Source organism: Bacteroides sp. AF39-16AC (assembly GCF_003602735.1).
Taxonomy (GTDB): domain Bacteria; phylum Bacteroidota; class Bacteroidia; order Bacteroidales; family Bacteroidaceae; genus Bacteroides; species Bacteroides uniformis.
Genome location: NZ_QTLN01000008.1, coordinates 85,070 through 108,390, shown reverse-complemented (window position 1 = coordinate 108,390; position 23,321 = coordinate 85,070). Strand labels below are relative to the sequence as shown.

19 protein-coding genes, 1 tRNA gene and 1 pseudogene are annotated in these 23,321 nt (G+C 47.4%); 7 read left to right on the top strand and 14 right to left on the bottom strand.

Annotated elements, in window-relative coordinates; genetic code table 11:
• Positions 1-46: 46 nt before the first annotated feature.
• On the top strand, positions 47-817 hold the full coding sequence (locus tag DW039_RS09055; RefSeq protein WP_008663843.1) for a copper homeostasis protein CutC: 771 nt from the start codon (positions 47-49) through the stop codon (positions 815-817).
• A 136-nt stretch (positions 818-953) separates the two neighbouring features.
• On the opposite strand, the gene DW039_RS09050 is transcribed toward DW039_RS09055, so the two are convergent.
• On the bottom strand, positions 954-1,556 hold the full coding sequence (locus DW039_RS09050) for an OmpH family outer membrane protein (protein WP_005835815.1): 603 nt from the start codon (positions 1,554-1,556) through the stop codon (positions 954-956).
• Between the two features lie 25 nt (positions 1,557-1,581).
• Positions 1,582-1,815, bottom strand: a complete 234-nt coding sequence (locus DW039_RS09045; protein ID WP_005835814.1) for a hypothetical protein — start codon at positions 1,813-1,815, stop codon at positions 1,582-1,584.
• Between the two features lie 238 nt (positions 1,816-2,053).
• On the opposite strand from DW039_RS09045, the gene DW039_RS09040 reads away from it, so the two are divergent.
• Both DW039_RS09040 and DW039_RS09035 read left to right on the top strand, forming a co-directional pair.
• Positions 2,054-3,511, top strand: a complete 1,458-nt coding sequence (locus DW039_RS09040) for an aminoacyl-histidine dipeptidase (RefSeq protein ID WP_008663847.1) — start codon at positions 2,054-2,056, stop codon at positions 3,509-3,511.
• Positions 3,512-3,550: 39 nt separating this feature from the next.
• The gene (locus DW039_RS09035; RefSeq protein ID WP_005826396.1) at positions 3,551-4,609 is read left to right on the top strand and encodes an endonuclease/exonuclease/phosphatase family protein; all 1,059 of its coding nucleotides are present in this window, start codon (positions 3,551-3,553) and stop codon (positions 4,607-4,609) included.
• Here the strand turns inward: DW039_RS09035 and DW039_RS09030 are convergent.
• The 3 genes from DW039_RS09030 to DW039_RS09020 are packed head-to-tail and all read right to left on the bottom strand — an operon-like array spanning position 4,606 to position 8,010.
• Complete coding sequence (locus DW039_RS09030) at positions 4,606-5,775, bottom strand: mechanosensitive ion channel family protein (protein ID WP_008663850.1); 1,170 nt, start codon at positions 5,773-5,775, stop codon at positions 4,606-4,608. The two genes, DW039_RS09035 and DW039_RS09030, sit on opposite strands and share 4 nt — an antisense overlap.
• Positions 5,776-5,833: 58 nt before the next feature.
• Positions 5,834-6,517, bottom strand: a complete 684-nt coding sequence (locus DW039_RS09025) for a response regulator transcription factor (protein ID WP_005826392.1) — start codon at positions 6,515-6,517, stop codon at positions 5,834-5,836.
• 38 nt (positions 6,518-6,555) lie between these two features.
• On the bottom strand, positions 6,556-8,010 hold the full coding sequence (locus DW039_RS09020) for a sensor histidine kinase KdpD (RefSeq protein ID WP_035449511.1): 1,455 nt from the start codon (positions 8,008-8,010) through the stop codon (positions 6,556-6,558).
• 198 nt (positions 8,011-8,208) lie between these two features.
• Between DW039_RS09020 and DW039_RS09015 the strand changes: the two genes are divergently transcribed.
• On the top strand, positions 8,209-9,075 hold the full coding sequence (locus DW039_RS09015) for a GLPGLI family protein (RefSeq protein ID WP_008663855.1): 867 nt from the start codon (positions 8,209-8,211) through the stop codon (positions 9,073-9,075).
• A 19-nt stretch (positions 9,076-9,094) separates the two neighbouring features.
• Entirely contained in the window at positions 9,095-11,692 is a 2,598-nt protein-coding gene (locus DW039_RS09010) for a carboxypeptidase-like regulatory domain-containing protein (RefSeq protein ID WP_120381874.1), read from the top strand.
• A 10-nt stretch (positions 11,693-11,702) separates the two neighbouring features.
• Here DW039_RS09010 and DW039_RS09005 read toward each other — a convergent pair whose 3' ends face one another.
• From DW039_RS09005 to DW039_RS08975, 7 genes are all read right to left on the bottom strand, one after another.
• Positions 11,703-12,380: a phosphatase PAP2 family protein gene (locus DW039_RS09005; protein ID WP_005826387.1), complete on the bottom strand. Its 678-nt coding sequence runs from the start codon at positions 12,378-12,380 to the stop codon at positions 11,703-11,705.
• 3 nt (positions 12,381-12,383) lie between these two features.
• Positions 12,384-14,282: an LTA synthase family protein gene (locus DW039_RS09000; protein ID WP_035449516.1), complete on the bottom strand. Its 1,899-nt coding sequence runs from the start codon at positions 14,280-14,282 to the stop codon at positions 12,384-12,386.
• Positions 14,283-14,397: 115 nt separating this feature from the next.
• Positions 14,398-15,054, bottom strand: coding sequence for a fructose-6-phosphate aldolase (gene fsa / locus DW039_RS08995; RefSeq protein WP_005826385.1), 657 nt, complete (start codon positions 15,052-15,054; stop codon positions 14,398-14,400).
• 102 nt (positions 15,055-15,156) lie between these two features.
• Positions 15,157-16,629: an ATP-binding cassette domain-containing protein gene (locus DW039_RS08990; protein ID WP_034532826.1), complete on the bottom strand. Its 1,473-nt coding sequence runs from the start codon at positions 16,627-16,629 to the stop codon at positions 15,157-15,159.
• Between the two features lie 10 nt (positions 16,630-16,639).
• Complete coding sequence (gene pulA / locus DW039_RS08985) at positions 16,640-18,637, bottom strand: type I pullulanase (protein WP_035449519.1); 1,998 nt, start codon at positions 18,635-18,637, stop codon at positions 16,640-16,642.
• A 34-nt stretch (positions 18,638-18,671) separates the two neighbouring features.
• Entirely contained in the window at positions 18,672-19,241 is a 570-nt protein-coding gene (gene ruvC, locus DW039_RS08980; RefSeq protein WP_005826381.1) for a crossover junction endodeoxyribonuclease RuvC, read from the bottom strand.
• The gene (locus tag DW039_RS08975) at positions 19,238-19,543 is read right to left on the bottom strand and encodes a DUF4286 family protein (RefSeq protein ID WP_005826379.1); all 306 of its coding nucleotides are present in this window, start codon (positions 19,541-19,543) and stop codon (positions 19,238-19,240) included. Before DW039_RS08975 ends, ruvC begins: the two co-directional genes overlap by 4 nt.
• 103 nt (positions 19,544-19,646) lie before the next feature.
• Here DW039_RS08975 and DW039_RS08970 point away from each other — a divergent pair.
• Positions 19,647-19,720, top strand: a tRNA-Ala gene (locus DW039_RS08970).
• Positions 19,721-19,814: 94 nt separating this feature from the next.
• Positions 19,815-20,737, top strand: a pseudogene (locus tag DW039_RS08965) (urea transporter).
• Here the strand turns inward: DW039_RS08965 and DW039_RS08960 are convergent.
• Both DW039_RS08960 and DW039_RS08955 read right to left on the bottom strand, forming a co-directional pair.
• Positions 20,665-21,861: an MFS transporter gene (locus tag DW039_RS08960; protein WP_005826377.1), complete on the bottom strand. Its 1,197-nt coding sequence runs from the start codon at positions 21,859-21,861 to the stop codon at positions 20,665-20,667. The pseudogene DW039_RS08965 and the gene DW039_RS08960 overlap by 73 nt on opposite strands.
• Before the next feature lie 117 nt (positions 21,862-21,978).
• The gene (locus tag DW039_RS08955; RefSeq protein WP_120381873.1) at positions 21,979-23,316 is read right to left on the bottom strand and encodes a RagB/SusD family nutrient uptake outer membrane protein; all 1,338 of its coding nucleotides are present in this window, start codon (positions 23,314-23,316) and stop codon (positions 21,979-21,981) included.
• Between the last annotated feature and the right edge of the window lie 5 nt (positions 23,317-23,321).

Below are 23,321 nucleotides of genomic sequence, written 5' to 3'. Positions count from 1 at the left end.
TATTCACCCTTTTCTTATTTTTGCACCACAACCATAACTTTACAAAATGAAAGATTATCAGTTTGAAGTTTGTGCCAACTCCGTAGAGAGTTGTATTGCCGCACAAGCCGGCGGAGCAGACCGGGTGGAACTATGCGCAGGCATCCCCGAGGGAGGGACAACCCCCTCATACGGCGATATCCTCATCGCACGGGAAGTATTGCAGCAGACCAAATTGCATATCATTGTCCGTCCCCGTGGAGGAGACTTCCTTTACTCCTCCACCGAACAGCGCATCATGCTGAAAGACATAGAGAATGCCCGCCGCCTAGGCGCTGACGGAGTCGTGTTCGGTTGCCTGACGGCAGAAGGAGATGTAGACATTCCATTGATGGAGCAGCTTATGAAAGCCTCACAAGGGATGTCCGTCACCTTCCACCGTGCTTTCGATGTATGCAGAAATCCACAAAAAGCAATAGAAGATATTATCGCATTAGGATGCAACCGCATCCTAACTTCCGGACAGCAATCTACAGCAGAGCAAGGCATTCCCCTTTTGAAAGAGCTCCAACAACAAGCATCAGGCCGAATCATTCTATTGGCAGGCTGTGGGGTGAATGAAGCCAACATAGCCCACATTGCCCGAGAAACCGGTATCCGCGAGTTTCATTTCTCCGCCAGGGAAAATATCGAAAGCTCCATGCTCTATCACAATTCCGCCGTCTCTATGGGAGGAACGGTACATATTGATGAATACACACACACCATCACTACTGCGGAGCGGGTAAAGCGTACAATCGGAGCATTAAAAGCCTCTCCCCTAGCCCCTCCCCCGTAGGGAGGGGGACAGAGATAGTCCTACAAAATACAAACACTTCAAAACTCCCCTCCCTACGGGGGAGGGGTCGGGGGAGAGGCCTATAAAAAAAGGATGTACTTTTCAGCACATCCTTTTTTATATCATAGGATAAATATTATTTCTTCACCGGAGAAGAGTATCTTGCATTCAGACCATCCAGAATCTCACGGGTGATGTTGTAGACACTGTCTGCATAGAGCAGGTTGTCAAAACCCGTATTGCTGATAATCATGCTGTAACCTTTTGTCTTATTGTACTCCTTCAGGAAAGCATTGATAGAATCACGCAGTTGCAGGCTGTTCTTTTCATTCTCACTCATCAGCTCAGACTGCAGCTTGTTGCTCAGGTTCTGCAAATCCTGCTCCAACTTTGCAATGCGGTTGTATTCCTGCTGTGCTCTCTCCTGAGAAAGATAAGCGTTGTTCTGATACTTTGTCTGGAATTCCTGCTTCTGCTTCTCCAGTTCGCTGGCTTTCTGGTTCAATGTCAGACGGACATTCTCGCCCTTCTTCACCATAGCCTCATTCAAGTCTATGCAATAGTTGTATTTTGCCAAAAGCGTATCTATTTCAACATAAGCAATTTTCATTTCCGATAATCCGCCGGCTTGTGCAGGAGCGCTTGTCGTCTGTTTATCAGTATTGCCGGCACATTGAGCAAATAAAACGATCAGTGCGAGAGCTGCCAGACCGTTCATGAGGTAGTTTAATCTCTTCATAATTGATAAATATTGTTTTTTAAAATTAGTTCATACTATCGTTTAAGGCTTTTTCCAGTTCATCAATGGAAAAACGGGACTTGCGTTGCGCTTCCCTATCCTGCGACTGCACGCAACCGATACCTCTATCGCGCATTGCCTTATTGCCACTGACATGCCCGTTAGGGAATCTCCCGCCTTTCACAAAAAAGACCTTCACACCCAATAAAACAATGCAAATAGCAACTATTAACAGAGTTATCAATATTGTATCAAGCATTTCCATTAATTTTGTTACATGAAAATAGTGTTTTTACTATTTTTGTGGGTGCAAATATAGGGCTTTGGTTGGACTAACTCGCCTTTTTTACTCTAAAAAAAGAGAAAGGGGAATAAAATAGTCAATCAATTTAACCATATTTAGCAATAAGTGGTTAATTTAATGGAGAATTGATATTTGACAATTGATAATGAAGGCTGCATAAACACATGTAAGGCAGCCGCTAATTCAGATAATTATGGAAAAAAAAGACTTGAAACCGGCTGGTGTATTTCACTATTTTGAGGAAATCTGCCAAGTGCCGCGCCCTTCGAAGAAGGAAGAGAAAATCATTGCTTACTTAAAAGCATTCGGAGAAAAACATAAGTTGGAAACGAAGGTGGACGAAGCCGGAAACGTTCTGATAAAGAAACCCGCTACTCCGGGTATGGAAAACCGCAAGACTGTCGTACTTCAATCGCACATCGACATGGTATGTGAAAAGAACAACGACGTGAAGCACGACTTCCTGACCGACCCTATCGAAACCGAAATTGACGGTGAATGGCTGAAAGCCAAAGGTACAACCTTGGGAGCCGACAACGGCATCGGTGTAGCCACCGAACTGGCTATCCTTGCCGACGACAGCATCGAGCACGGTCCTATCGAATGCCTCTTCACCGTGGACGAGGAGACCGGACTGACCGGTGCCTTTGCATTGAAAGAAGGCTTCATGAACGGAGACATTCTGCTGAACCTCGATTCCGAGGATGAAGGCGAGCTCTTCATCGGCTGTGCAGGAGGTATAGATTCCGTTGCCGAATTCACCTACCGGGAAGTGGACGTACCGACAGGGTATTTCTGCTGCAAAGTGCAGGTAAAGGGGCTGAAAGGCGGACACTCCGGCGGCGACATACACCTGGGGCGCGGCAATGCCAACAAACTGCTGAACCGCTTCCTGAGCCAGGCATCCCAGAAGTACGACATGTACCTTTGCGAAATAGACGGTGGTAACCTGCGCAACGCCATTGCCCGCGAAGCACACGCGGTAATTGCCATACCCGATGCCGACAAGCATGCCCTGCGCACAGACTTGAATGTCTTTGCCGCCGAAGTGGAGGCAGAATATGCCGTCGTTGACCCGGACCTCCAATTCGTACTCGAATCGGAAGCAGCCCGTCCCAAAGCCATTGACAAAGATACCGCCAAGCGCTTGCTGCAAACCATCTATGCCGCACCTCACGGTGTGTATGCCATGAGCCAAGACATTCCGGGGCTGGTGGAAACCTCCACCAATCTGGCCTCCGTAAAGATGAAATCCGGCCATATCATCCGCATCGAGACCAGCCAGCGCAGCTCTACCGCCTCCTCCAAACAAGACATTGCCAATATGGTGCGTACTGTATTCGAAATGGGTGGAGCAGCCGTATCCTTCGGCGACGGATATCCGGGCTGGAAGCCCAACCCGCATTCAGAAATCCTGGAAGTGGCTGTTGAGTCCTACAAACGTTTGTTCGGTGTAGATGCCAAGGTAAAAGCTATCCATGCAGGTTTGGAATGCGGACTGTTCCTTGACAAATACCCGGCACTGGACATGATTTCCTTCGGACCTACCCTGCAGGGTGTGCACTCTCCCGACGAACGGATGCTGATTCCTACCGTACAGAAGTTCTGGGACCATCTGCTGGATATACTGAAGCACATTCCGGTGAAATAAATATCCCGCGTTCCTTAAAGGGGAACGGGAATCGTTTGTATGAACGTTATCCATAAGATAGGAGTTATACTCTTCCTTCTCTGCCCGTACATCAGTCTGTACGGGCAAGAAGGAAAAGATACCCTCACGTTTCGGATAGTAAGCTACAATGTAGAAAACCTATTCGACTCCCGACATGACACACTAAAGAATGACTACGAGTTCCTGCCGGATGCCACCCGACATTGGAATTACTCTAAATACAGAAAGAAACTGGATAATATAGCCCGCGTCATCATCGCCACCGGAGGATGGACGCCGCCCGCCCTTGTTGCCTTGTGTGAGGTGGAGAATGACAGTGTGATGCGCGACCTTACCCGCTACTCTGCCTTGCGCGAAGCAGACTACCGGTATGTGATGACACAATCTCCCGACAAACGCGGCATCGACGTAGCGCTGTTGTATCAACGTAATCTTTTCAAACTGCTTTCCTATCAGAGCCTCCCCGTAGACAAGCCCCGGAAGAATAGCCGTCCCACACGGGACATTCTTCACGTCAGCGGATTGTTGCTGAACCGGGATACGCTTGATGTACTGGTAGCTCACTTCCCATCCCGTTCGGGAGGGGCAAGAGAGTCTGAACCTTACCGGCTACTGGCTGCCCGAAAGGTGAAGCATGCCATAGACAGCCTATACACGATACGCCGACATCCGCAAATTGTCCTTTTAGGGGATTTCAACGATTATCCGGAGAATAAATCGGTAAAGGAGGTGTTGGAGGCAGCAGCACCGTCAACATTGCAAGACTCTCTACGTCCACAAAAACTTTACCATCTACTGGCAGGAAAAGCCAAAACACGCAAGCACTTCGGCAGCTACAAGTATCAAGGAGAATGGGGACTACTGGACCACATCATCGTATCGGGTACGTTGCTGCAAGAACACGCACCGCTATATACAGAGGAAGCAAAGGCAGACGTATTCTGCCTGCCCTTCCTACTGACAAGAGACAAGAAATACGGAGGGCAGCAACCCTTCCGCACCTACTACGGGATGAAGTATCAAGGAGGATACAGCGACCACTTGCCTGTATATGCGGAGTTCCGGTTGATATATTAGTCGGAATACTGATACAGTTTCAAGTCAAACTTCTGTACCATCACCAGCAAGTGGTCGAAGATGTCGGACTGAATGCGCTCGTACTCTTTCCATACCTTGTTGCGAGAGAAGAAATATACCTGGATGGGTACCCCATACGTCGTGGGTTCCTTCTGGCTGATAATCAAGTCCATCTCCTGGTTCACCACCGGCAGGCTGCACAAATAGCGTTCGATGTAGATACGGTAGAGCTGCGCATTGGTTGGCACCTCTTCTTCTGCTGGCTGATAGTCGGCCATCAAGGGGACTTCCTTGCGGATATTATCCAGCATTTCCGGAGTGCAGAACTTCAGGGTAGTCATATCCAGAAAGATATTCTTGTTTACCCGTCGCCCGCCACTTTCCTGCATGCCGCGCCAGTTCTGAAAAGAGTTGTTCACCAGGGTATACGGTGGTACGGTCGAGATGGTTTCGTCCCAGTTGCGTATCTTGACCGTGTTCAGCGTAATCTCCTCTACAACTCCATTGGCAACGCCACCCGGCAGCGCTATCCAGTCCCCTATCCGCAACATGTCGTTGGCAGAGAGCTGCACGCCGGCCACAAACCCCAGAATGCTGTCCTTAAATACCAGCATCAGTACAGCTGCAGATGCGCCCAGACCGGCAAACAAGGTCATAGGAGACTTGCCTATCAGCACTGAAACCACTATGATACCTCCGATAAAAAACAGCAGCACTTGCAATACCTGCACGAAGCCTTTCAGCGGACGGTTCTTCTGCTTGTCCTTCATGTTATAAACATCGAGCAGTACCAGCAACAAGCCGTTAATAGTAAGCAGCACCGCCACAATGATATAGACAGCACACACCTTTTGTGAGAACTCAAGCATCTCCTTTCCACGCACAAAGGCCATGGGCAGCAGGTAGTAGATGAGGATTCCCGGCAGAATATGTATCAAATGGTGTATCACCCTGCGTTTCATCAGCAACGTATTCCACTGATGGGGAGAGCGTCGGGTATAATGCTTCATACCGCCAACGAAGATTGCCTGGCACAAATAGTCCAGCCCTATCGAAAGCCCCACCATCAGCAGTGCAATAATCGTCTCGTCAAACATATCGGCAAACTTCGGGTCTATCCCCCAACCTATCAAGATTTTATTCATCCATCCTCCTAAACTCATCATAAGCTCTCTTTTTTTTGAAATGTCTTGTTTGTATAACAATCCAAAGATAAAGATGTTTTCAGAGAACGGCAAGCATATACCCTTTTTTCATCAACGACTCAATCCTCACGCTCGGGTCGTTTTTTAGCGACCGCCGCAGATAGGACATCTGTACATTCAAGGCAAGGGAGTTGGCATACGAGGCAGTGCCCCACACAGCATCCAGCAACGTATCGCGACTGACAGTCTTATTCACATTCAGCGCAAGCAAGCGAAGGATATCGGCTTGACGGGAAGTAATCAGCACCTTACTATTTCCCGTACGAATCTCGTTCGTACTGTAATTGAATACGGAATGGCCGAAAGCATACATCTCATCCTCTGCCACGCCGGACAACTGCGAAGTGAAACGCTCGCGGATACGCGCCGTAAGCTCTTCCGGATAGAAAGGTTTGGCAAGATAATCGTTCGCCTTCAGTTGGAATCCTTGCAGGCGGTCAGCCTTGTCGCTGCGGTCGGAAAGAAAAAAGATGAGGACATGCTTGTCCGCCTCCCGGATTCGTTTTGCCACTTCAAAGCCATTGAGCCCGGGCATATTGATGTCAAGCAAGACAAGGTCCGGTTTGACAAGAGGAAACTGGTCGAGGGCGATAAGACCATTTCCGGCATAGGTCACTTCATAACCCTCTTTCTCCAGGAAGCGTTTCAGAAGCATGGAATACTTCAGGTCATCGTCAGCAAAAAGAATTTTCAGTGGTTTCATGAGTTGCTATTTATATTCTCGATATCCATCTGTGCAGATTATTGTGGAATGGTTATTTCCACCGTCGTCCCCCTCCCAATCTGACTGGTCAGAAAGACGGTTCCCCTATGAGCCTCAACCAACAACTTGACATAACTCAACCCCAAACCGATGCCCGGCAAGGAACGGTCAGGCAAGTTGCTGCTACGGTAAAACTTATCGAATACCCGTCCCTGCTCGGAAACAGGGATACCAATGCCGTCATCGGAAACTTTCAATGTGAGCTCGTGGCCATGCAGGCGGCATTCTACCCGGATACTGACGGAGCTTCCCGAATATTTCACGGCATTTTCCATCAGATTACTGATGATATTTGCCATGTGCACGGGGTCGGCCGTAACCAGCAGGTTGTCCGTGAAATGTGTCTCGAAAGATACTTGTTTTCCTCCAGGAGCATGCTGCAGGCGTATCAACTTCTCCACAACCGGTTTCAAATCGAAAGTACTGAGGGAAAGTTGTGTCTGCTCATCGTCAGCACGGGTCATGTCGCGCAGCTTCCGGAGGTAGGCGGAAAGGTTGTCCAGCTCGGAAACGGAATCACGCACCACTTCATCCATGGCCTGCTCGTCGGTACGCATTGTTTTGTCATTGAGAAAAGAGACGCACATCTTCAAGGCCTGCACGGGACGTTTCAACTCGTGTATCATGGTGTTGACAAAGCTTTTCCTCAACTCGTCCACACGGTGCTGCTTCAAAATGGTCTTTATCTGGAACAGCAGACAGACAGACAGCAGAAGAATCAATACCAAGCTGCCCAGAAGTTGCCAGCCCATACGGAGCAAAAGAGTATGCGGCATCACCTGCACATCCACTTGTACCAACTCCCGCTTCAGCGGATTGTAAGGATAAACCAGACGGATGACCGGATGCAAATCACTCCCCAGCCGTTCTACGGTTTCCACCCATTGATAGAGGCTGTCGCGCGGCGTGACTAGTCCGGTAGTGAAAGACATGCCGTCCAGTTTAGTCGCCAGCACCGAATCGAAGCGCTGCAACGTAAAAGGGACATCTATCTGCAACTGATAAGCAACTATCGCCTCGCTGAAGCTCATGTTGAAAAGCAGCTTGTCTTCGCCATGTATCACAATCTTGTCCTTATAGACAATACTATCCTTCATTGCCGTGGATAGAACGGATTTATCTGCCATGGCCCCCACCACAAACGTACGCGTATAGCGCTCTTTGAGCTTGTTGGTCAATGAATCCCTATCCGTATGCATGTCCACATTGGTGTTGAAAAAGGATATATTAGGCTTGTTGAACACTTTCTTCGGCTGTTCACGCCGGATAGAGTCGTTCACTGCCACGGCATCCATGACAAGGCGGTGTATCTCTTCTTCATATTCCTCATTCTTATACTGATACTGGTTCCACAACCAATATCCCTGCCCTGCTACAAGTAGCAGCATGGATATCAGTGACAATGCCCATACTATTCTGATTCGTTTTTCCATCTCAGAGTCTGTTCTTCTTTTATACTATACAAAGGTAAGGGTTTCCTCCAATCAGAGGTACGCGCGAGGCGGCTATTCTCATTTGAGTAACATTTCAGTAATAACTTTCTCACTCCGGAAAGACAAATTCCGCATAGATTTGCGACGACAGGACACATGACACGTCCTCGAAACAGTAATTCCTAACAACGAAAAAGTATGAAAAAGCAGATTCTACTCACCGCCATGCTGTTGATAACCACCACAACCGCCTGCGCACAGTTTAACATCAAAATCGGCTCCGGCAAGACGTTCAGAAAAGATACCATAGACCAGACTGTACTCATGGTGCAGTATGAAGTGGACGGCTGTACGGACACACTGTCGGAAGAGCGTTTCCAGGAAACCATGATGTTGGAAATCGGCAAGAAATGCTCCAAGTTCTACAGTTACACAAAGTATGTGGGCGACTCGGTATTTGCTGCCGACATTGCCAATAACGCCTCGCAAGAAACGATGATTGAACACGCCAAACAGTTCGGAAAAAGCAAGCTGAACGAACAGACCTACAAGAGATACCCCGTAGGCAAAGTGACCACACTGGATGAAATTGCCGGAGACATCAACAGACTCCGGTGCGAGGAACCGGAAGAGTGCCCACAGTGGACGCTGCAGACAGACACGGCAACCATCCTCTCGTATCTCTGCCAAAAAGCAGAATGCGTGTTTAAGGGACGCAGATGGATTGTCTGGTACAGTCCGGAGATTTCCTCCAGCGAAGGGCCGTGGAAGCTGTTCGGACTGCCCGGACTGATACTGAAAGCAGAAGACAACAGGGGGCATTATCTCTTTACCTGCACCGGTATGGAGCAATGCCATTCCTACCGACCTATCCTCTTCAACGGAAAAGATTATGAACCCGTAAACCGCAAGGCGTACAACAAAATCCACGAAAGATACTATGCCGACCCGGTAGGATTCATTATGGGCAACACGCCTAACGTACGTATCACCATACGCGACAACCAGGGCAATGAAGCCAGGAAGCCGAAGAATATAGCCCACAATCCGCTGGAACTTGACTGATTCATCCCATCGAACTCCAATGGATATACACTTCAAGAAACTCTCGCTGCCAATCCTTGCCTTGTTTGCAATGACAGCGCATGCACAGTCTCTCAGTGGCTTGGTAACGGACGAAGAAACCGGACAACCGCTGGAAGCCGTAATGATTAGTGTGCTGCGAAACGGCACCATGATAGATTACGCCCTGACCGATGCCCGGGGGAGATATTCCCTGCCATGGAAATACAACGGCAACCTGCAAGTCAGCGTATCACTGCTGGGCTATAGACGGGAAATACGCAACATATCGGCAGCAGGAACACTCCATATTCGTCTGCATCCCGAAGCCATTGCACTAAAAGAAGTCCAAATACGTCCCGGCCGCATTCATGGCAGGAAAGATACCGTAAGGTATAATCTGGCAGAGTTTGCCTCTTCCAAGGACGTACACATCAAGGATGTTCTGAAAAAGCTCCCCGGTGTGGATATTGACGACAACGGGCAGGTGAAATATAAAGGTAAAGCCATCGACCACTATTTTGTGGAGGGTATGGACGTGACGGGTGGACGCTACAGCCAAATCAACAACAACCTCAGTGCCAAAGCCGTAAAATCGGCAGAAATTATGGAGAACTACCAATCGGTCAAGGCATTGAAAGGAAAACTCAGTTCGGATGAAATAGCCCTGAACCTGAAACTCGACCCACAGGCACGCGACCAATGGATTGTCAACGGTACCCTGGGTGCAGGCTGGAGCGATGGAACACAAGAAACGACCGGAACGGCACAAACGAAGAGGGACAAAGGAACGCTTCTTTGGGAAAACGCCGCCAATGCCCTCCAACTGGGTAAAGGCAAGCAAAGCATCTACGGCTACAAGAGCAACAACAACGGTACCGACCTTAGCCGTGAGCAACATATACTGACAAACAACACATCCCAACAGATTCCCCTGCACGGCTTTCTGGTACAACCGGGCATCAGCGCTCCCCTCGACAAGCAACGGCTGCTCTTCAACGAAACCCATACACTGAACGCCAACCGCATGTATAAATGGAACGACGAACGTTCCCTGCGCCTGCAAGCCGGATATACCCATAACCGGATTACCCAGCAACGGGGCAACTCGCAAGTCTACTACCAGCCCGATGACACCATACGCATGGATGAAGCCTACCACTACTGCCTGCAGAACGATGCCGCCCATATGGAAATGCACTATGAGGATAACAAGACCATCCACTATCTGTCGAACCGCTTCCTGGCAGAAAGTGAAACGAACCGCGGCACCTCCCACGAGTTGCAGCAAACGATGCGCACCTCCCAGTTTACGGCAAAGAATTTCTTCAGCCTTATCCGCAATGGAGAGAAAAGCACATGGAAGTTCAATTCTGCCACACAGTATGCCTATCTACCCTCCTCCTTGTCACTACACGACGGGAAAGACAAATTCATCCAGCACAGCCTTTACAACGACAATAAGGCCAGCCACCTAAGAAAACACAACGGTTTCACCCGGCAATACACCGCCGGTATAAAGGGCGAATGGGCATCGGTAAAGTACCATTCCACCCGAATGGAAACATTTGGCGCATCCAGTTTTTCTCCCTACCTCTCCTCCTACTTCCAATTGGAGCAAGGCAAGTGGCAGGGAAGTCTGTCACTCCCTCTCAGCTATAAGCGCTACTTCTCGCAACAGCGTTCTTTTCTCTTTTTCAATCCGTCACTCTATCTGCGCTATCAGCCGGACTACCATTGGAAAATTTCCCTCTACGGCAGTTTACACCGCTCAGCAGGAGATGTCACAGACCTCTGCCCTTTTACCTATCGGACAGACTACCGTACCTGGAAAAACACTGACGGCCTCTTCCCCGTCAGTATACGCCAACAATACAACCTTTATGGAGAATACAAGAATACCGTGCAGGAATTTTTCGCCACCGCCACTTTGTCCTACCGGCATGTACACTACAACACCTTGAATGAACAGAGTATCTCTGAAAACCGCATTGTCCACACCCTTCGCCTACATTCCAACAGTACACAAAGTTGGTTCCTGCTCAGCACTCTCTCCAAGGGATTTTTCGACTGGAATCTGAAAACCTCACTTGACTTACAACTGAGCCGCAATACCGGCTGGCAGTTGACACGGGTTTCAGATACAGACGCCCTCACTCCACAAACGGAAACAGCCGGAAACGGCCCGCCTCAAAAATACCGTTATGACTATCTTAAGATGGAACCCAAACTGATATGGTCGCCCGCCGAAGCTTTCGAAGCCGAATATCATGCCACAATCAGCTATGGCGGCAGTAAAATAGGGAACGACGCGCACCTTGCTCCTCTACTGGACTTCGTACAGCGTATGCACCTCACATTCAGCATCGGGCACGTCGACCTCTGCCTTTCCGGAGAACATTACCGGAACGATTTAAACAGCGATACGCATCTCAACACACTGTTTGTAGACGCATCACTCATTTATAAGACAAGGAAATGGAGAGTGGAAGCCAGCCTCAGCAATCTGTTCAACAAGAAAGAGTATGCCTATACTACCTACTCGGCCACACAAAGCTATACTTCACGGTTGAATATCCGTCCACGGGAGGTTATGGTGACTGCTGGTTATCAGTTCTAAAGACTGTCATCTACAACAATATCCGTATTCCGGCATAAACCAGCATCCCCGCTATCGTCAGCAACCCTACCCATATAGGAGCATAGACATGAGTGACATGCTCGACACGCTTATATCCGCTAACCTTCACAAACAAGCGGTAAATCAGCCAGGCACCAATCAGCCCCACAATAGTCCCTGCCAACAAATCACCCGGATAATGCACACCGAGATATACGCGCGAATAGCACGTCAGCAACGCCCAGGCCATAATGAAAAGAGTAAGCCACCGCTTGCGGAATAGAAAGAACAGGAAAAACGCCAATCCGAAGGTATTGGCGGCATGACACGAAGGAAAACCATAACGCCCTCCACGATGATTGTTGACGATATGCACCATCTCCGAAATGGGATTATTCAGATTAGAAGGACGCATACGCTCCACATAGGGACGTATCCAAGTGGCACATGCCTGGTCGGCAAAAGTAATGGTGAGCGCAAGGCCTATCATGCAAAACAGTGTGACCTTCCAATGAAAATTGCGCAACATCACATACCAGATGGCAGCATACATGGGAATCCAAACCCACTTACCGCTATAAGCGCTCATAAAATAATCGAAATACATGTTGTGCATCCGATTGATGGAAAAAAATATGTTTGTGTCTACATCTATTGCCCCTTGCAAGGCGTCCATAAGTGCTGTCATACGTTATCTTTTGGCTATATCATCATATAATTTTTGCAAATAGGCTTTGCCCAACGGCAGGTTCTTCCCTTTTGCTGTGCCCTCATCCACTACCACAGTACCCGCCTGGCAATTGAATATCACTTGATTGTCCGCTGTCACCATACCGAAAGCATCGGGTACGGTAAAGAACGCGAAATGAGGGGAAGCGGGATTAAGCATATCTTTACTGAAAACAAACTCATCATGGGGCAGCGCCAATTGAGCCAGCAACGTGGCTGCAATATCATGTTGCGAGCCATAGACGTCAATGCGCCTCGGCTCTCGGACAGCACCGCCCACCATCAACAGAGGTATCCGGTAGCGTTCTACCGACAAATTGTCGATATGTTCGGGATAAGCTCCCAAGTGGTCTGGAACAAACACAATCACCGTATTCTTCCACTGGGGAAGCTCACGGAACTGTCTTACAAAATCGCCTGCACAACTATCCGTATAGGCAAAGGCGTTCAGCCGGTCATTCTCCAGACGACGGAAAGGTACTTCAAAAGGCTCGTGGCTGCTGGAGGTCTGCAAGACACGGAAATGAGGAGTTTTCTCTTCGGCAGTTCCTTCGGCAGCTTCGGCTTTCAAGTCTTCCAGCAGACGGTTGAATACGAGATGGTCGTGCGCCCCCCACTTACTTAAACGTTCCGTTACGGGAAAATCCTGGTCGGAAACAATGTCTTCAAAGCCTGATGACATCAGGTAGGAACGCATATTGGTAAAGTCGGCATCACCGCCATAATAATACTTGGTACCATAACCCGCCTTCCGCAAGCTGCCTGCAATGGCAGGAATGGACTGCGTTTTACGGGGATACTTCATAATACTAGTAGTGGGCTGGGCAGGATAGCCACTCAAGATAGCCACCAGCCCACGGTCCGTACGGAAACTGTTGGCGTAGAAGTTCGTAAAGAGCACCCCTTCCTTACTCAAGCTATCCAGATGGACGGCAATATTCGGCTCACCTCCCAAAGCTGTCATCAACCTGGAGGAAAAACTCTCAAGAATCACAAAGAGTACATCGGGACGCTGAGTATTGAATAAAGTATGCAGTGAATCGGCAGGTTGCAGCACAGAATCTGTCTCTTCCGTTTGACCACCGGCACCTGCGGGTTCAAGCATGTCTTTAAAAAGCCGGTCGGCCTCCGCAGCTTCCATAAAACGGTACTGCTTGCTGAAGTCCTTCTGCTTGGCAAGAGATTCCATCAGACTGAATGCAGGGTTGATAGCTGCATGGTTCAGACGCTGCTCGGCACTGAAATAGACTTTCCCCACATTCATGGTAGATACTGTAAAGCCTCCACGGATAGGAATAAACAGTAACCCCGTCATCAGCAACAATATACCTGACACCTTCAGGCGACGATAAGGCAGTTTCATCCGCAGCAACAGCTTCTTCTGCAGCAAGATGCCGTAGAAAACAGCATACAGCACGACAGCATAAACAGCCATTGCCACAATTCCCCCCAGCACCATCCAAATGCTGACACTGGCCACTGCGTCTTTAGGGGAGGAAAAGAAATAGAATAACGGAGTAGCATCCAAACGGAACCCCCAATACTCGTATAATCCTAAATCGACAGTAAAAATTATGGAGATAAGTACTGAAATGAAGAGGAAATAGCCGCACCAGATGCGATGAAGGGATTTAGAAAGTGTCCATACAGAGGTTATGAAAAGAAAACCGGGAATAGCTGTCAGATAACCAGCCAGAGATAGGTCTAAAGGTAACCCATGCCAAATGACACTGAACCAGTCCGCACACGAGGCATCCGGATACAGCGATTTGTAAAACAGCATAAATAGTGGTTTCTGCAACACAAAAATGCAGACAAACAAGCAGTATGTCTTAATAAATCCTATGAGCCTATCTTTCATCGGTGCCTTATTGTATATCTAAATATAAGGTGCAAAAATAAATCTTTTTATTCTATTTCTCACCAATATTAGTCAATAATTACATTGAAAGATAGGCTTATAGGATATTTTAAGTTTATCCGTTCACGCGTTTGTAATCTTCAAGGAACTTCTTCAGACCGGAATCGGTCAGCGGATGATTAAGTAAACCCTTAATGGCCGAAAGCGGACAAGTAGCCACATCAGCACCCACCTCTATACACTGCATGATATGTGCCGTATGACGGATAGAGGCGGCAAGTACCTGGGTGGTATATCCATAATAACGGTACATCTCTACAATCTTCGCAACCAATGCAATGCCATCCTCACAGATGTCATCGAGACGCCCCACAAACGGAGAAACATACGTTGCACCTGCCTTGGCTGCAAGCAATGCCTGACCGACAGAAAATACCAGAGTACAATTTGTACGGATACCTTTGCCCGAGAAGTATTTAACGGCCTTGATACCTTCTGCAATGCAAGGCACCTTCACTACGATATGCGGATTCAAGGCTGCCAATTCTTCACCCTCTTTAATCATGCCTTCATAGTCGGTAGCTATCACCTCGGCACTCACATCGCCTTGCACAATATTACAGATGTCCACATAGTGCTTACGCTGGTTCTCCACTCCTTTGATACCTTCTTTTGCCATAAGCGAAGGATTAGTGGTAACTCCGTCGAGTACGCCCAAGTCATAGGCCTCCCGAATCTGTTCTAAATTTGCCGTATCAATAAAAAACTTCATGATATAAATGTTTAGATGGTTGATATTACAAATATAACGATTTACACCATAAATGGTTCCTGCTAGTCCTTTATTATCTTTGCTTGACTAATTATTATCTGGTCAGCGGTTTCGCTTCAAGAATAAACGGTTAGTAATTGTTTGCGGCAATTCATTCTCATAGTGGGTTACCATAATCATCGTTTTATCCCGACGATGGCAGAATGCCTCTATAATCTTCTTGACCCGACGGCGGTTGTATGTATCGAGTCCATGAAGCGGTTCATCCAATATCAGCAGTTCCGGGTCCTTGACAAAAGCACGTGCCAATAATGCCAGACGCTGTTCCCCGCTGGAGAGTTGCAGAAAAGGACTGTCTTTCAAGGCGGCAATACCGAAAATCTCCATCCACCACTCACATACCGACATCTGTTCGGCATGAGGACGTTTATACAATCCGATGCTGTCGTGCAGACCGGAAGCGACAATCTCTATGGCAGGCAGATTCTTCAGATAAGCACGATGCATTTCCGGACTGACATAACCGATGTGTTTCTTGATTTCCCAAATACTCTCCCCCGTTCCGCGCTTCCGTCCGAAAAGACTGATATCGCAGGCGTATGACTGCGGATTATCCGCACAAACCAAACTAAGCAAGGTAGACTTGCCGGCACCGTTCTCGCCACTCAGCGCCCACTTCTCACCACGCATCACTGTCCAATCCAGCTCCTTCAGAATGGTACGGTCATCGTAACGGATGCTAACCCCGTTCAATTTCACCACTTCGTCCGAAGTGAAATTCGCATGTTCGTAGGGCAAATCGAGAATACACCGCTGCAATTCCTCCAACGCTCCGGCCTCTTCCTGAATACGCATCTGATTGCCCGCACAGAATGCCTGCACATACTCCTCACGTTCCATCTTTTCGCCCACCTTCATGTCCTCTACCGGCACAACATGTGTAATAAATGAAGGTATGTCATCCAACATGGAAAGCACAAGGACAATCTGCAACTCGCCCAGCCGGGTAAGCCGCTCCAGCAAATTAAAAAGCAGTTCACGGGTAGGCGCATCCAGCCCTATGAAAGGATTGTCCATGATAAGAATTCGGGGAACAGTCAGTAAAGCTTTAGTCAACTGAAACCTGCGCAGCTCCCCACTGCTGAGAAGAATGATTTTCTTGTCAAGCATCGGCTCTATGCTGAAAAGTTCAAATAGCTGCCGCCTCAAGACATCGTCTTTTACCTCTCCCAGCACTTCGCGTACTAGCGGAGCATCCTCCTGGTCGTGGGCATTCCAACGCTGTTGATAGTAATAATTGGCATCGGCAGAACCGTAAGTATCACGGAAAGCAATGTATTTGATATTGTCATAGGCAGTTTTCGTGAGGGAGGGAGAGAAATCATAGGTAAGCTCACCATCACGCAAAGGATACTTTTCCGTCAGCATATCCACCAGGAGGCTCTTTCCGGCTCCGTTCGGTCCTACAATGGCAATGTGTTCTCCTGCCAGGAAATCAAGGGTGACAGGCTCTGTCAAACGAACAAGCGGGTTGCGTACTACGCCCCCCGCTATGTGTATTGTATGTTGTTGCATCATCCAATCATCATTTATACATAATCAGTGCCGATTGGGCCGGAACAACAACTTCGGGGCCGTACAGTGTGCCCAAACCTTGTTCATTGATAAAGCCATCCTTGCAGACCACTGTATATTTACCTTCGGGTACGGTAAGTTTGGCAGGCTCCTTACGGGCATTCAAGACTAGTATAATATCTCCCCATGCATCACCGTTGGCATTTTCTTTCAGACGGTAAACCACCACATTGCTGCCGTCAACCGGTAGAAATTCCAAATGCTTACGCACCAAATCCGCATCACCCATACGGAAAGCCGGATGCTTCTTACGAAGCTGTATCAACCCTTTATAATAAGCAAATACATCTGCATGCTCCGCCTTTCGTCTCCAATCAATCGCATTGATGGAATCGGGACTCTCAAAACTATTGTGTACTCCCTTCTTGTCACGCATCACTTCCTCACCGGCATAAATAAACGGTACACCTTGGGAAGTGAATACGGCTGTTTGCGCCAGTTTGTCAAGCTTTGCCAATTCTACGGGAGTAATACCCGGGATACTTGCTTTCAGCCTATCCACCAAGCACATATCATCATGGCAGGAAACATAGCTGATCATCTGTGTAGGTTGTTCCGCCCACGGAGCCTTACTATAATTCACAGAGTCATTATTTACTTGCGGATGCCTGATGGCTCCTACAATACCAAACTTTATGCTCTCCTCTCCTCCCGGCAATCCAGCAAGGAAAGCACCTTGATGATTGTCATTAAACGGACCGCGTAAAGCATCACGCATTTCGTCAGAGAAAGCAGCAACACCCGGCATCTTATAAGTATTGGCTTTCATTGCCAGAGAATCTTCCGCCATCTGTGGAGCCGATGCCGCCCATCCTTCACCATATATAAATATAGTCGGATCTACAGACGTTGCCGCCTTACGGATTTCGTTCATTGTCTCGATGTCATGAATACCCATCAGGTCAAAACGGAATCCGTCAATGTGATATTCATTAATCCAATGTAATACAGACTCTATCATGTATTTACGCATCATCGGACGGTTGCTGGCAGTTTCATTGCCACAAGCCGAACCGTCTGCATACGTTCCGTCTGGTCGCTGACGGTAAAAGTATCCCGGCACTGTACGTTCAAAATTACTGTCGGATGTATTGAAAGTATGGTTATACACCACATCCAGAACAACACGGATACCTGCTTTGTGCAAAGCCTGCACCATCTGCTTGAATTCCCGGATACGAACATCCGGTTTGTAGGGGTCGGTAGAATAAGAGCCATCAGGCACATTGTAATTCTGCGGATCATATCCCCAATTATACTTGTTCTCGTCCAGCTTTGTCTCATCAACGGAGGCATAGTCATAAGACGGAAGGAGATGTACATGTGTCACCCCCAATTCTTTCAGATGGTCAATGCCGGTTGCCAGCTTGTCGGGACTTACCGTTCCTTGTTCTGTCAGTGCCAGGAACTTTCCTTTATGCTCAATGCCCGACGACGGTTCGATGGACATATCACGATGGTGCATTTCATAAAGAATCACATCGGCAGGAGAGGCCAATGCCGGACGTTTATCATCTGCCCATCCTTCGGGGTCCGTGGATTTCATGTCGATGATGGCGGCACGTTTTCCATTCACCCCTACAGCTTTGGCATTGATACCCGGAGTATCCCCCAGCCACTTATCATTGATTTTCACATTGAATGTGTAGAATTTACCCATCAAGTCCTTTTCAACTTTAGTTTTCCAAGTTCCTTCTTCAGAGGGTTCCATTGAAATAGTTTCATAGGCATGCCCTCCATCTCCTGCTTCGAACAACATCAGGCGAACTTCATCTGCCGTAGGTGCCCACAATGTGAATTGCGTGGCAGCAGGTGTATATTCCATCTCTGTCAGACTACCCGAACGGACAGGGTAAAGTTCGTACGAAGCATACTCCGTCTTCGCGGGAGTGCAGCTTACAATCGTCGTTGCAGCCACTCCAATGATAGCAAGTTCATTCAATTTCATGATATTATTTTTAGATTCTACATTTCAATTCTTATCACTTCTTCACCTTATCCGGATTTTTGGCAATAAAGTCTTTCCAGCCATGATAGCCTTTCTCCACCGTGGGACGCCCCATCTGCAGAAAGTGACAATAGGCAGCAGCAAGCCCGTCCGTTGCATCCATAAAAGTAGGCATATCCTCTTTAGGAAAATGCAGCATACGCTGCAACATGTCCGCCACCTGTTCCTTGGATGCTTGTCCGTTTCCGGTGATAGCCATCTTTATTTTTAAAGGAGCATATTCCGTAATGGGAATATCCCTGCTCAAAGCAGCTGCCATTGCTACGCCTTGCGCACGCCCCAACTTCAACATGGACTGTACATTCTTTCCGAAGAAAGGGGCCTCAATAGCGAGCTCGTCAGGCAAATAACTCTCTATGATACTCAGTACCCGTTCATGAATATGGCGTAACTTCAGATAGTGGTCTCCAAATTTGCGGAGGTCGATAATTCCCATGGCTATCATTTCCGGCTTGACACCTGCCACACGCAATACTCCATACCCCATAATGGTGGTACCAGGGTCTATACCCAATATTATTTTCTCTTTGACCGGTTGTATCACACTATTACCTCCATCAATGTAGGAAAGCCAATCACTTTATCTTTAAAGATATTCAGTAATTCCTCGTTCAGTTTCACTCCTTGCTCTTGATGCCAACGATGCAGTTTGGCAGAGTTTTCCACCTCAAACTGAACAGAATAGCAGATGCTTCCTTCTTCAATATGACTCAAGATACGGGCTATACGTGGAGCATACAATGTTCCGTTCTTTTCTACCTCGGGAAGATAGTGTTCCTGCATCCATATCAGGAAGTTTTTGTCTTCTCCTTCCTCTACATGATAAGTGGTATTATATATCAGCATAACTTATTTTTTCAAATTCTTTCGCAAACATAGCAATTATTTCAGAATAATGCATTATATTTGCACCATCAAAAACGAAAGCAAGCCTGCAAACGTTGGCAACGGGGCGTTAGCTCATCTGGCTAGAGCGCGACACTGGCAGTGTCGAGGTGATGAGTTCGAGTCTCATACGCTCCACAAAAATTAAAACGGTTAGATTAGTCTAATCGTTTTTTTTGTACGTATTAACGAGCTATAAATTTACATATAGTCCATTTTCATTCGACAACTCATGAAAGAAGCTTTTACACACAAGTCATTACTTATTTTAGGACGTGGCATAGGGCAAGTCATGTTCCAAAACAATGCATTGTCCGGATTATTGATGCTGATTGGAATCTTTTTGAATTCATGGCAAATGGGCCTATTGGCTGTAAGTGGCAACATAATAAGTACATCGACAGGCCGTATCTCAGGATATGACCGTGATGATATAAAAAATGGATTATATGGTTTTAACGGTACACTGGTAGGAATAGCCGTAGGGGTCTTTATGCATCTGACTGTAAATTCCTTGATACTAATGGCTATTGCCTCGTGTGCATCTACCTACATTGCACGGTTTTTCAACATGCAACGCATGTTGCCCGGATTCACTACCCTTTTTATCCTTTCTGTATGGATGCTGCTGGGATTGTGCAGTTGGCTGATGCCTGACATGCTACTCGTCTCTGATACAGAAACACCTGCTTCTTCCTCCATAAATTACTTACAATGTTTCAGTATGAGTATAGGCCAGGTGATGTTTCAAGGAAACATAATGACCGGACTATTTTTCCTTGCAGGCATTCTCGTGAATTCTCGGAATGCAGCAGTATATACCATATTGGGGGTACTTCTCCCCCTCCCCCTAGCCATATTATTGGGAGCAGATTCCGAAGCTTTGAATATAGGCCTGATGGGATATAATGGCGTATTGTGTGCCATTGCTTTAGGAGGTAAAAGCTGGATGAGCTTATATGGGCTGTATGTTCCGTTTTACTCTCTGTTGTATTGCAAATTGTGGGAATGAGTTGGGGAATTATTACATTGACCGCACCTTTCGTTCTTTCCGTATGGCTGACAATGGGAATAAAAAAACTTTATCTCCTCTTCAAATTAGGCAGAAAGCAAGCCACCAACCCCAACAAAGGCATAAAGGCACATACATTATAAACAGCCTCTATACCATATTTATCAGCCATGCCTCCCAATACAGCCGAAGCAATACCGGCAATTCCAAAAGCGAAACCAAAGAACAACCCGGAAATCAACCCCAGCTTATTGGGTAGCAATTCCTGGGCGTACAGCAATATGGCAGGAAAAGCGGAAGAAAGCATCAGACCGACACAGAAGCTCAGCACTACTGTCCATGCAAGCCCTACGTGAGGCATCATCATACTAAATGGAGCCGTTCCAAGAATGGAAGCCCAGATGACATATTTACGTCCTACCCTGTCACCTACGGGACCTCCCACCAATGTTCCGATGGCAGTGGCTACCAGGAAGACAAACAAGAAAAGCTGTGAAGCCTGAACAGTAACACCAAATTTATGGATCAGATAGAATGTATAGTAGCTCGTCAAACTTGCCATATAGATATATTTGGAGAAGATAAGTATCAGCAGAATACTTATGGCAAACACCGTCATCTTTGAGGAAAGAGGGCGTTCTATCTTTCCTGCCACAAGCATCGGGCGTTTCTTGATGTGGTTCAAGTAGGAACGGAACCAACGACATATAGGAATCATCACCACGATGGCAATCAAGGCAAAAACCGTGAACAAGGCAATGTGATGCCTCCCGTAAGGAGCTACCAGCAAAGCCACCAGTAACGGTCCAAGCGAGCCTCCCAAATTCCCACCCACTTGAAACAGAGACTGCGCCAGTCCGCGTTTTCCGCCGGAAGCCAGAAAAGTAATACGTGACGCCTCCGGATGGAGTACAGACGAACCGATACCCACAATGAATACCGAAGCCAGCAACCAATACAGATTAGTAGCAAAAGCCAGATTCATGATACCGACCAAAGTAAAGCCCATACCTATCGGCAATGACCAGGCAATGGGGCGCTTATCAAAGAACAATCCCATTAGAGGCTGAAACACGGACGCCGACATCTGATACACTAACGTAATCAGACCAATCTGGGCAAAACTCAAGGATAAATCCTCCTTGAACAAAGGGTATACTGCCGAAATAACCGATTGCAGCATATCGTTCAAACAATGCGAAATACTCAATGCTATAAGAATAGGAAAAGCAATTCTACGGATAGGAGGTCTCTGATTCTGTATCATCTTATACTGTCTATTACAAAAAACGGTGCAAAGGTACGTAAAAAATACATATCCAATCCACATAAAGACAAAACTCCCCGATTCTCGTCAATACAGAATCGGGGAGTTTTATCTTTATCAGTTCAGCAATCCCGGATTGGTTTCTATGGCTTCTTTCGGAATGGCCAATGTATAGCGGGCATCATTCTCTTCGAGTACATAACGCGTACCATCAAGCACTTTCTCCAAACGCGGACGGGTGGAACGACGAAGGTCAAACCAGCGATGTCCTTCAAAAGCAAGTTCACGGGCACGTTCATCTAATATTTCCTGTACCAACGCTTCCTTATCCATGGCATTGACAACAACGGATTTCGCTTCGTAGGCCTCCGGTGCATAACGTTTCCGCATCAGTTCCAGCAGGCGAGTACGTGCTTGAGACAGTTCTCCAAGTCGGGCAGCAGCCTCAGCAGCCGTCAGATATATTTCACCCACACGGAAAGTACACAAGTAGTTATTGCTTCCCGCCTTCTTATTCTTCCGGAAACCTTTTTCATCCGTTTCAGCAAAATATTTGTCCAGCCGAAGGTCGTTCTCAGCATAAAGGGAGAGAAAAACCGGAGTAGCCAGAGCAGCCCCATTGATTGTACTGCTCAGAGGTGTCTCCAGTGGAGTAATATTTTCCACGGAATTATAACTGTTAGGAAGAGTTGCAGCGGCATCATTCAAATCTACCAATACAGACTTCACGGCAAGCACTGCCTCAGCAGCATCCCAAGCCGCCTGCCACTCGCCCTTATAAAGGGATACGCGTGATTGAAACGCCTCTACCGAAGCCGCATTGAAACGATATGAATATCTCTGTTCCCATTCTGCCTTCATGACCAGTTTGCGTGCCTCGTCAATATCTGCTTGGATGGAAGTATAAACTTCTTCCACCGTATTGCGTTTCAGGACTTTCTCTAAATCCGTATCCAATTTCAGCGGTACCGATTTGGTATCCAAAGCTCCCTCCTTAGTATAGGGCTGTCCATAAAGATTTACCAATAAGAAATGTACATAAGCACGGAGCATATACGCTTCTCCTACAAGCTGATTTATCTCTTCCTCAGTGCCTTCCTTAATATCACTTCTGCTCTCAATAACGTGATTGGCAATAAAAAGCACATTGTAATACTTGGCCCATTCAAACGATGAGGTATAGGCATTGGGAGCAAGGTCGTTCCAGCGCTCTATATCCATATAATAATTTTGGTCATATTCATTATCCCGAACCTGCATCTCGTCGGAACGGAAACAAGCCATTCCCCGGTCACTGAATTTACTCACGTCCTTATAAGAACGGGCAAGCAAGGCTCTATACTCAGCCAAAGAATTGGGAATGACACTACCGGTAGGCTGTATATCCAGATAGTTGTCGCATGCCGCAAGCAGAAGCATGCAGGCCATTATCATCAGACTTATTGTTTTCTTCATTTTCT

What these genes read in the sequence shown, in the direction of transcription:
- DW039_RS09000 (WP_035449516.1), bottom strand. Translation starts at nt 14,282, where the DNA reads ATGAAAGATAGGCTCATAGGATTTATTAAGACATACTGCTTGTTTGTC.
- DW039_RS08960 (WP_005826377.1), bottom strand. Translation starts at nt 21,861, where the DNA reads ATGATACAGAATCAGAGACCTCCTATCCGTAGAATTGCTTTTCCTATT.
- DW039_RS09030 (WP_008663850.1), bottom strand. Translation starts at nt 5,775, where the DNA reads ATGATGAGTTTAGGAGGATGGATGAATAAAATCTTGATAGGTTGGGGG.
- DW039_RS09020 (WP_035449511.1), bottom strand. Translation starts at nt 8,010, where the DNA reads ATGGAAAAACGAATCAGAATAGTATGGGCATTGTCACTGATATCCATG.
- DW039_RS09045 (WP_005835814.1), bottom strand. Translation starts at nt 1,815, where the DNA reads ATGCTTGATACAATATTGATAACTCTGTTAATAGTTGCTATTTGCATT.
- DW039_RS09025 (WP_005826392.1), bottom strand. Translation starts at nt 6,517, where the DNA reads ATGAAACCACTGAAAATTCTTTTTGCTGACGATGACCTGAAGTATTCC.
- pulA (WP_035449519.1), bottom strand. Translation starts at nt 18,637, where the DNA reads ATGAAATTGAATGAACTTGCTATCATTGGAGTGGCTGCAACGACGATT.
- DW039_RS09005 (WP_005826387.1), bottom strand. Translation starts at nt 12,380, where the DNA reads ATGACAGCACTTATGGACGCCTTGCAAGGGGCAATAGATGTAGACACA.
- DW039_RS09015 (WP_008663855.1), top strand. Translation starts at nt 8,209, where the DNA reads ATGAAAAAGCAGATTCTACTCACCGCCATGCTGTTGATAACCACCACA.
- DW039_RS08955 (WP_120381873.1), bottom strand. Translation starts at nt 23,316, where the DNA reads ATGAAGAAAACAATAAGTCTGATGATAATGGCCTGCATGCTTCTGCTT.
- DW039_RS09035 (WP_005826396.1), top strand. Translation starts at nt 3,551, where the DNA reads ATGAACGTTATCCATAAGATAGGAGTTATACTCTTCCTTCTCTGCCCG.
- DW039_RS08975 (WP_005826379.1), bottom strand. Translation starts at nt 19,543, where the DNA reads ATGCTGATATATAATACCACTTATCATGTAGAGGAAGGAGAAGACAAA.
- DW039_RS08990 (WP_034532826.1), bottom strand. Translation starts at nt 16,629, where the DNA reads ATGCAACAACATACAATACACATAGCGGGGGGCGTAGTACGCAACCCG.
- DW039_RS09055 (WP_008663843.1), top strand. Translation starts at nt 47, where the DNA reads ATGAAAGATTATCAGTTTGAAGTTTGTGCCAACTCCGTAGAGAGTTGT.
- fsa (WP_005826385.1), bottom strand. Translation starts at nt 15,054, where the DNA reads ATGAAGTTTTTTATTGATACGGCAAATTTAGAACAGATTCGGGAGGCC.
- DW039_RS09010 (WP_120381874.1), top strand. Translation starts at nt 9,095, where the DNA reads ATGGATATACACTTCAAGAAACTCTCGCTGCCAATCCTTGCCTTGTTT.
- DW039_RS09050 (WP_005835815.1), bottom strand. Translation starts at nt 1,556, where the DNA reads ATGAAGAGATTAAACTACCTCATGAACGGTCTGGCAGCTCTCGCACTG.
- DW039_RS09040 (WP_008663847.1), top strand. Translation starts at nt 2,054, where the DNA reads ATGGAAAAAAAAGACTTGAAACCGGCTGGTGTATTTCACTATTTTGAG.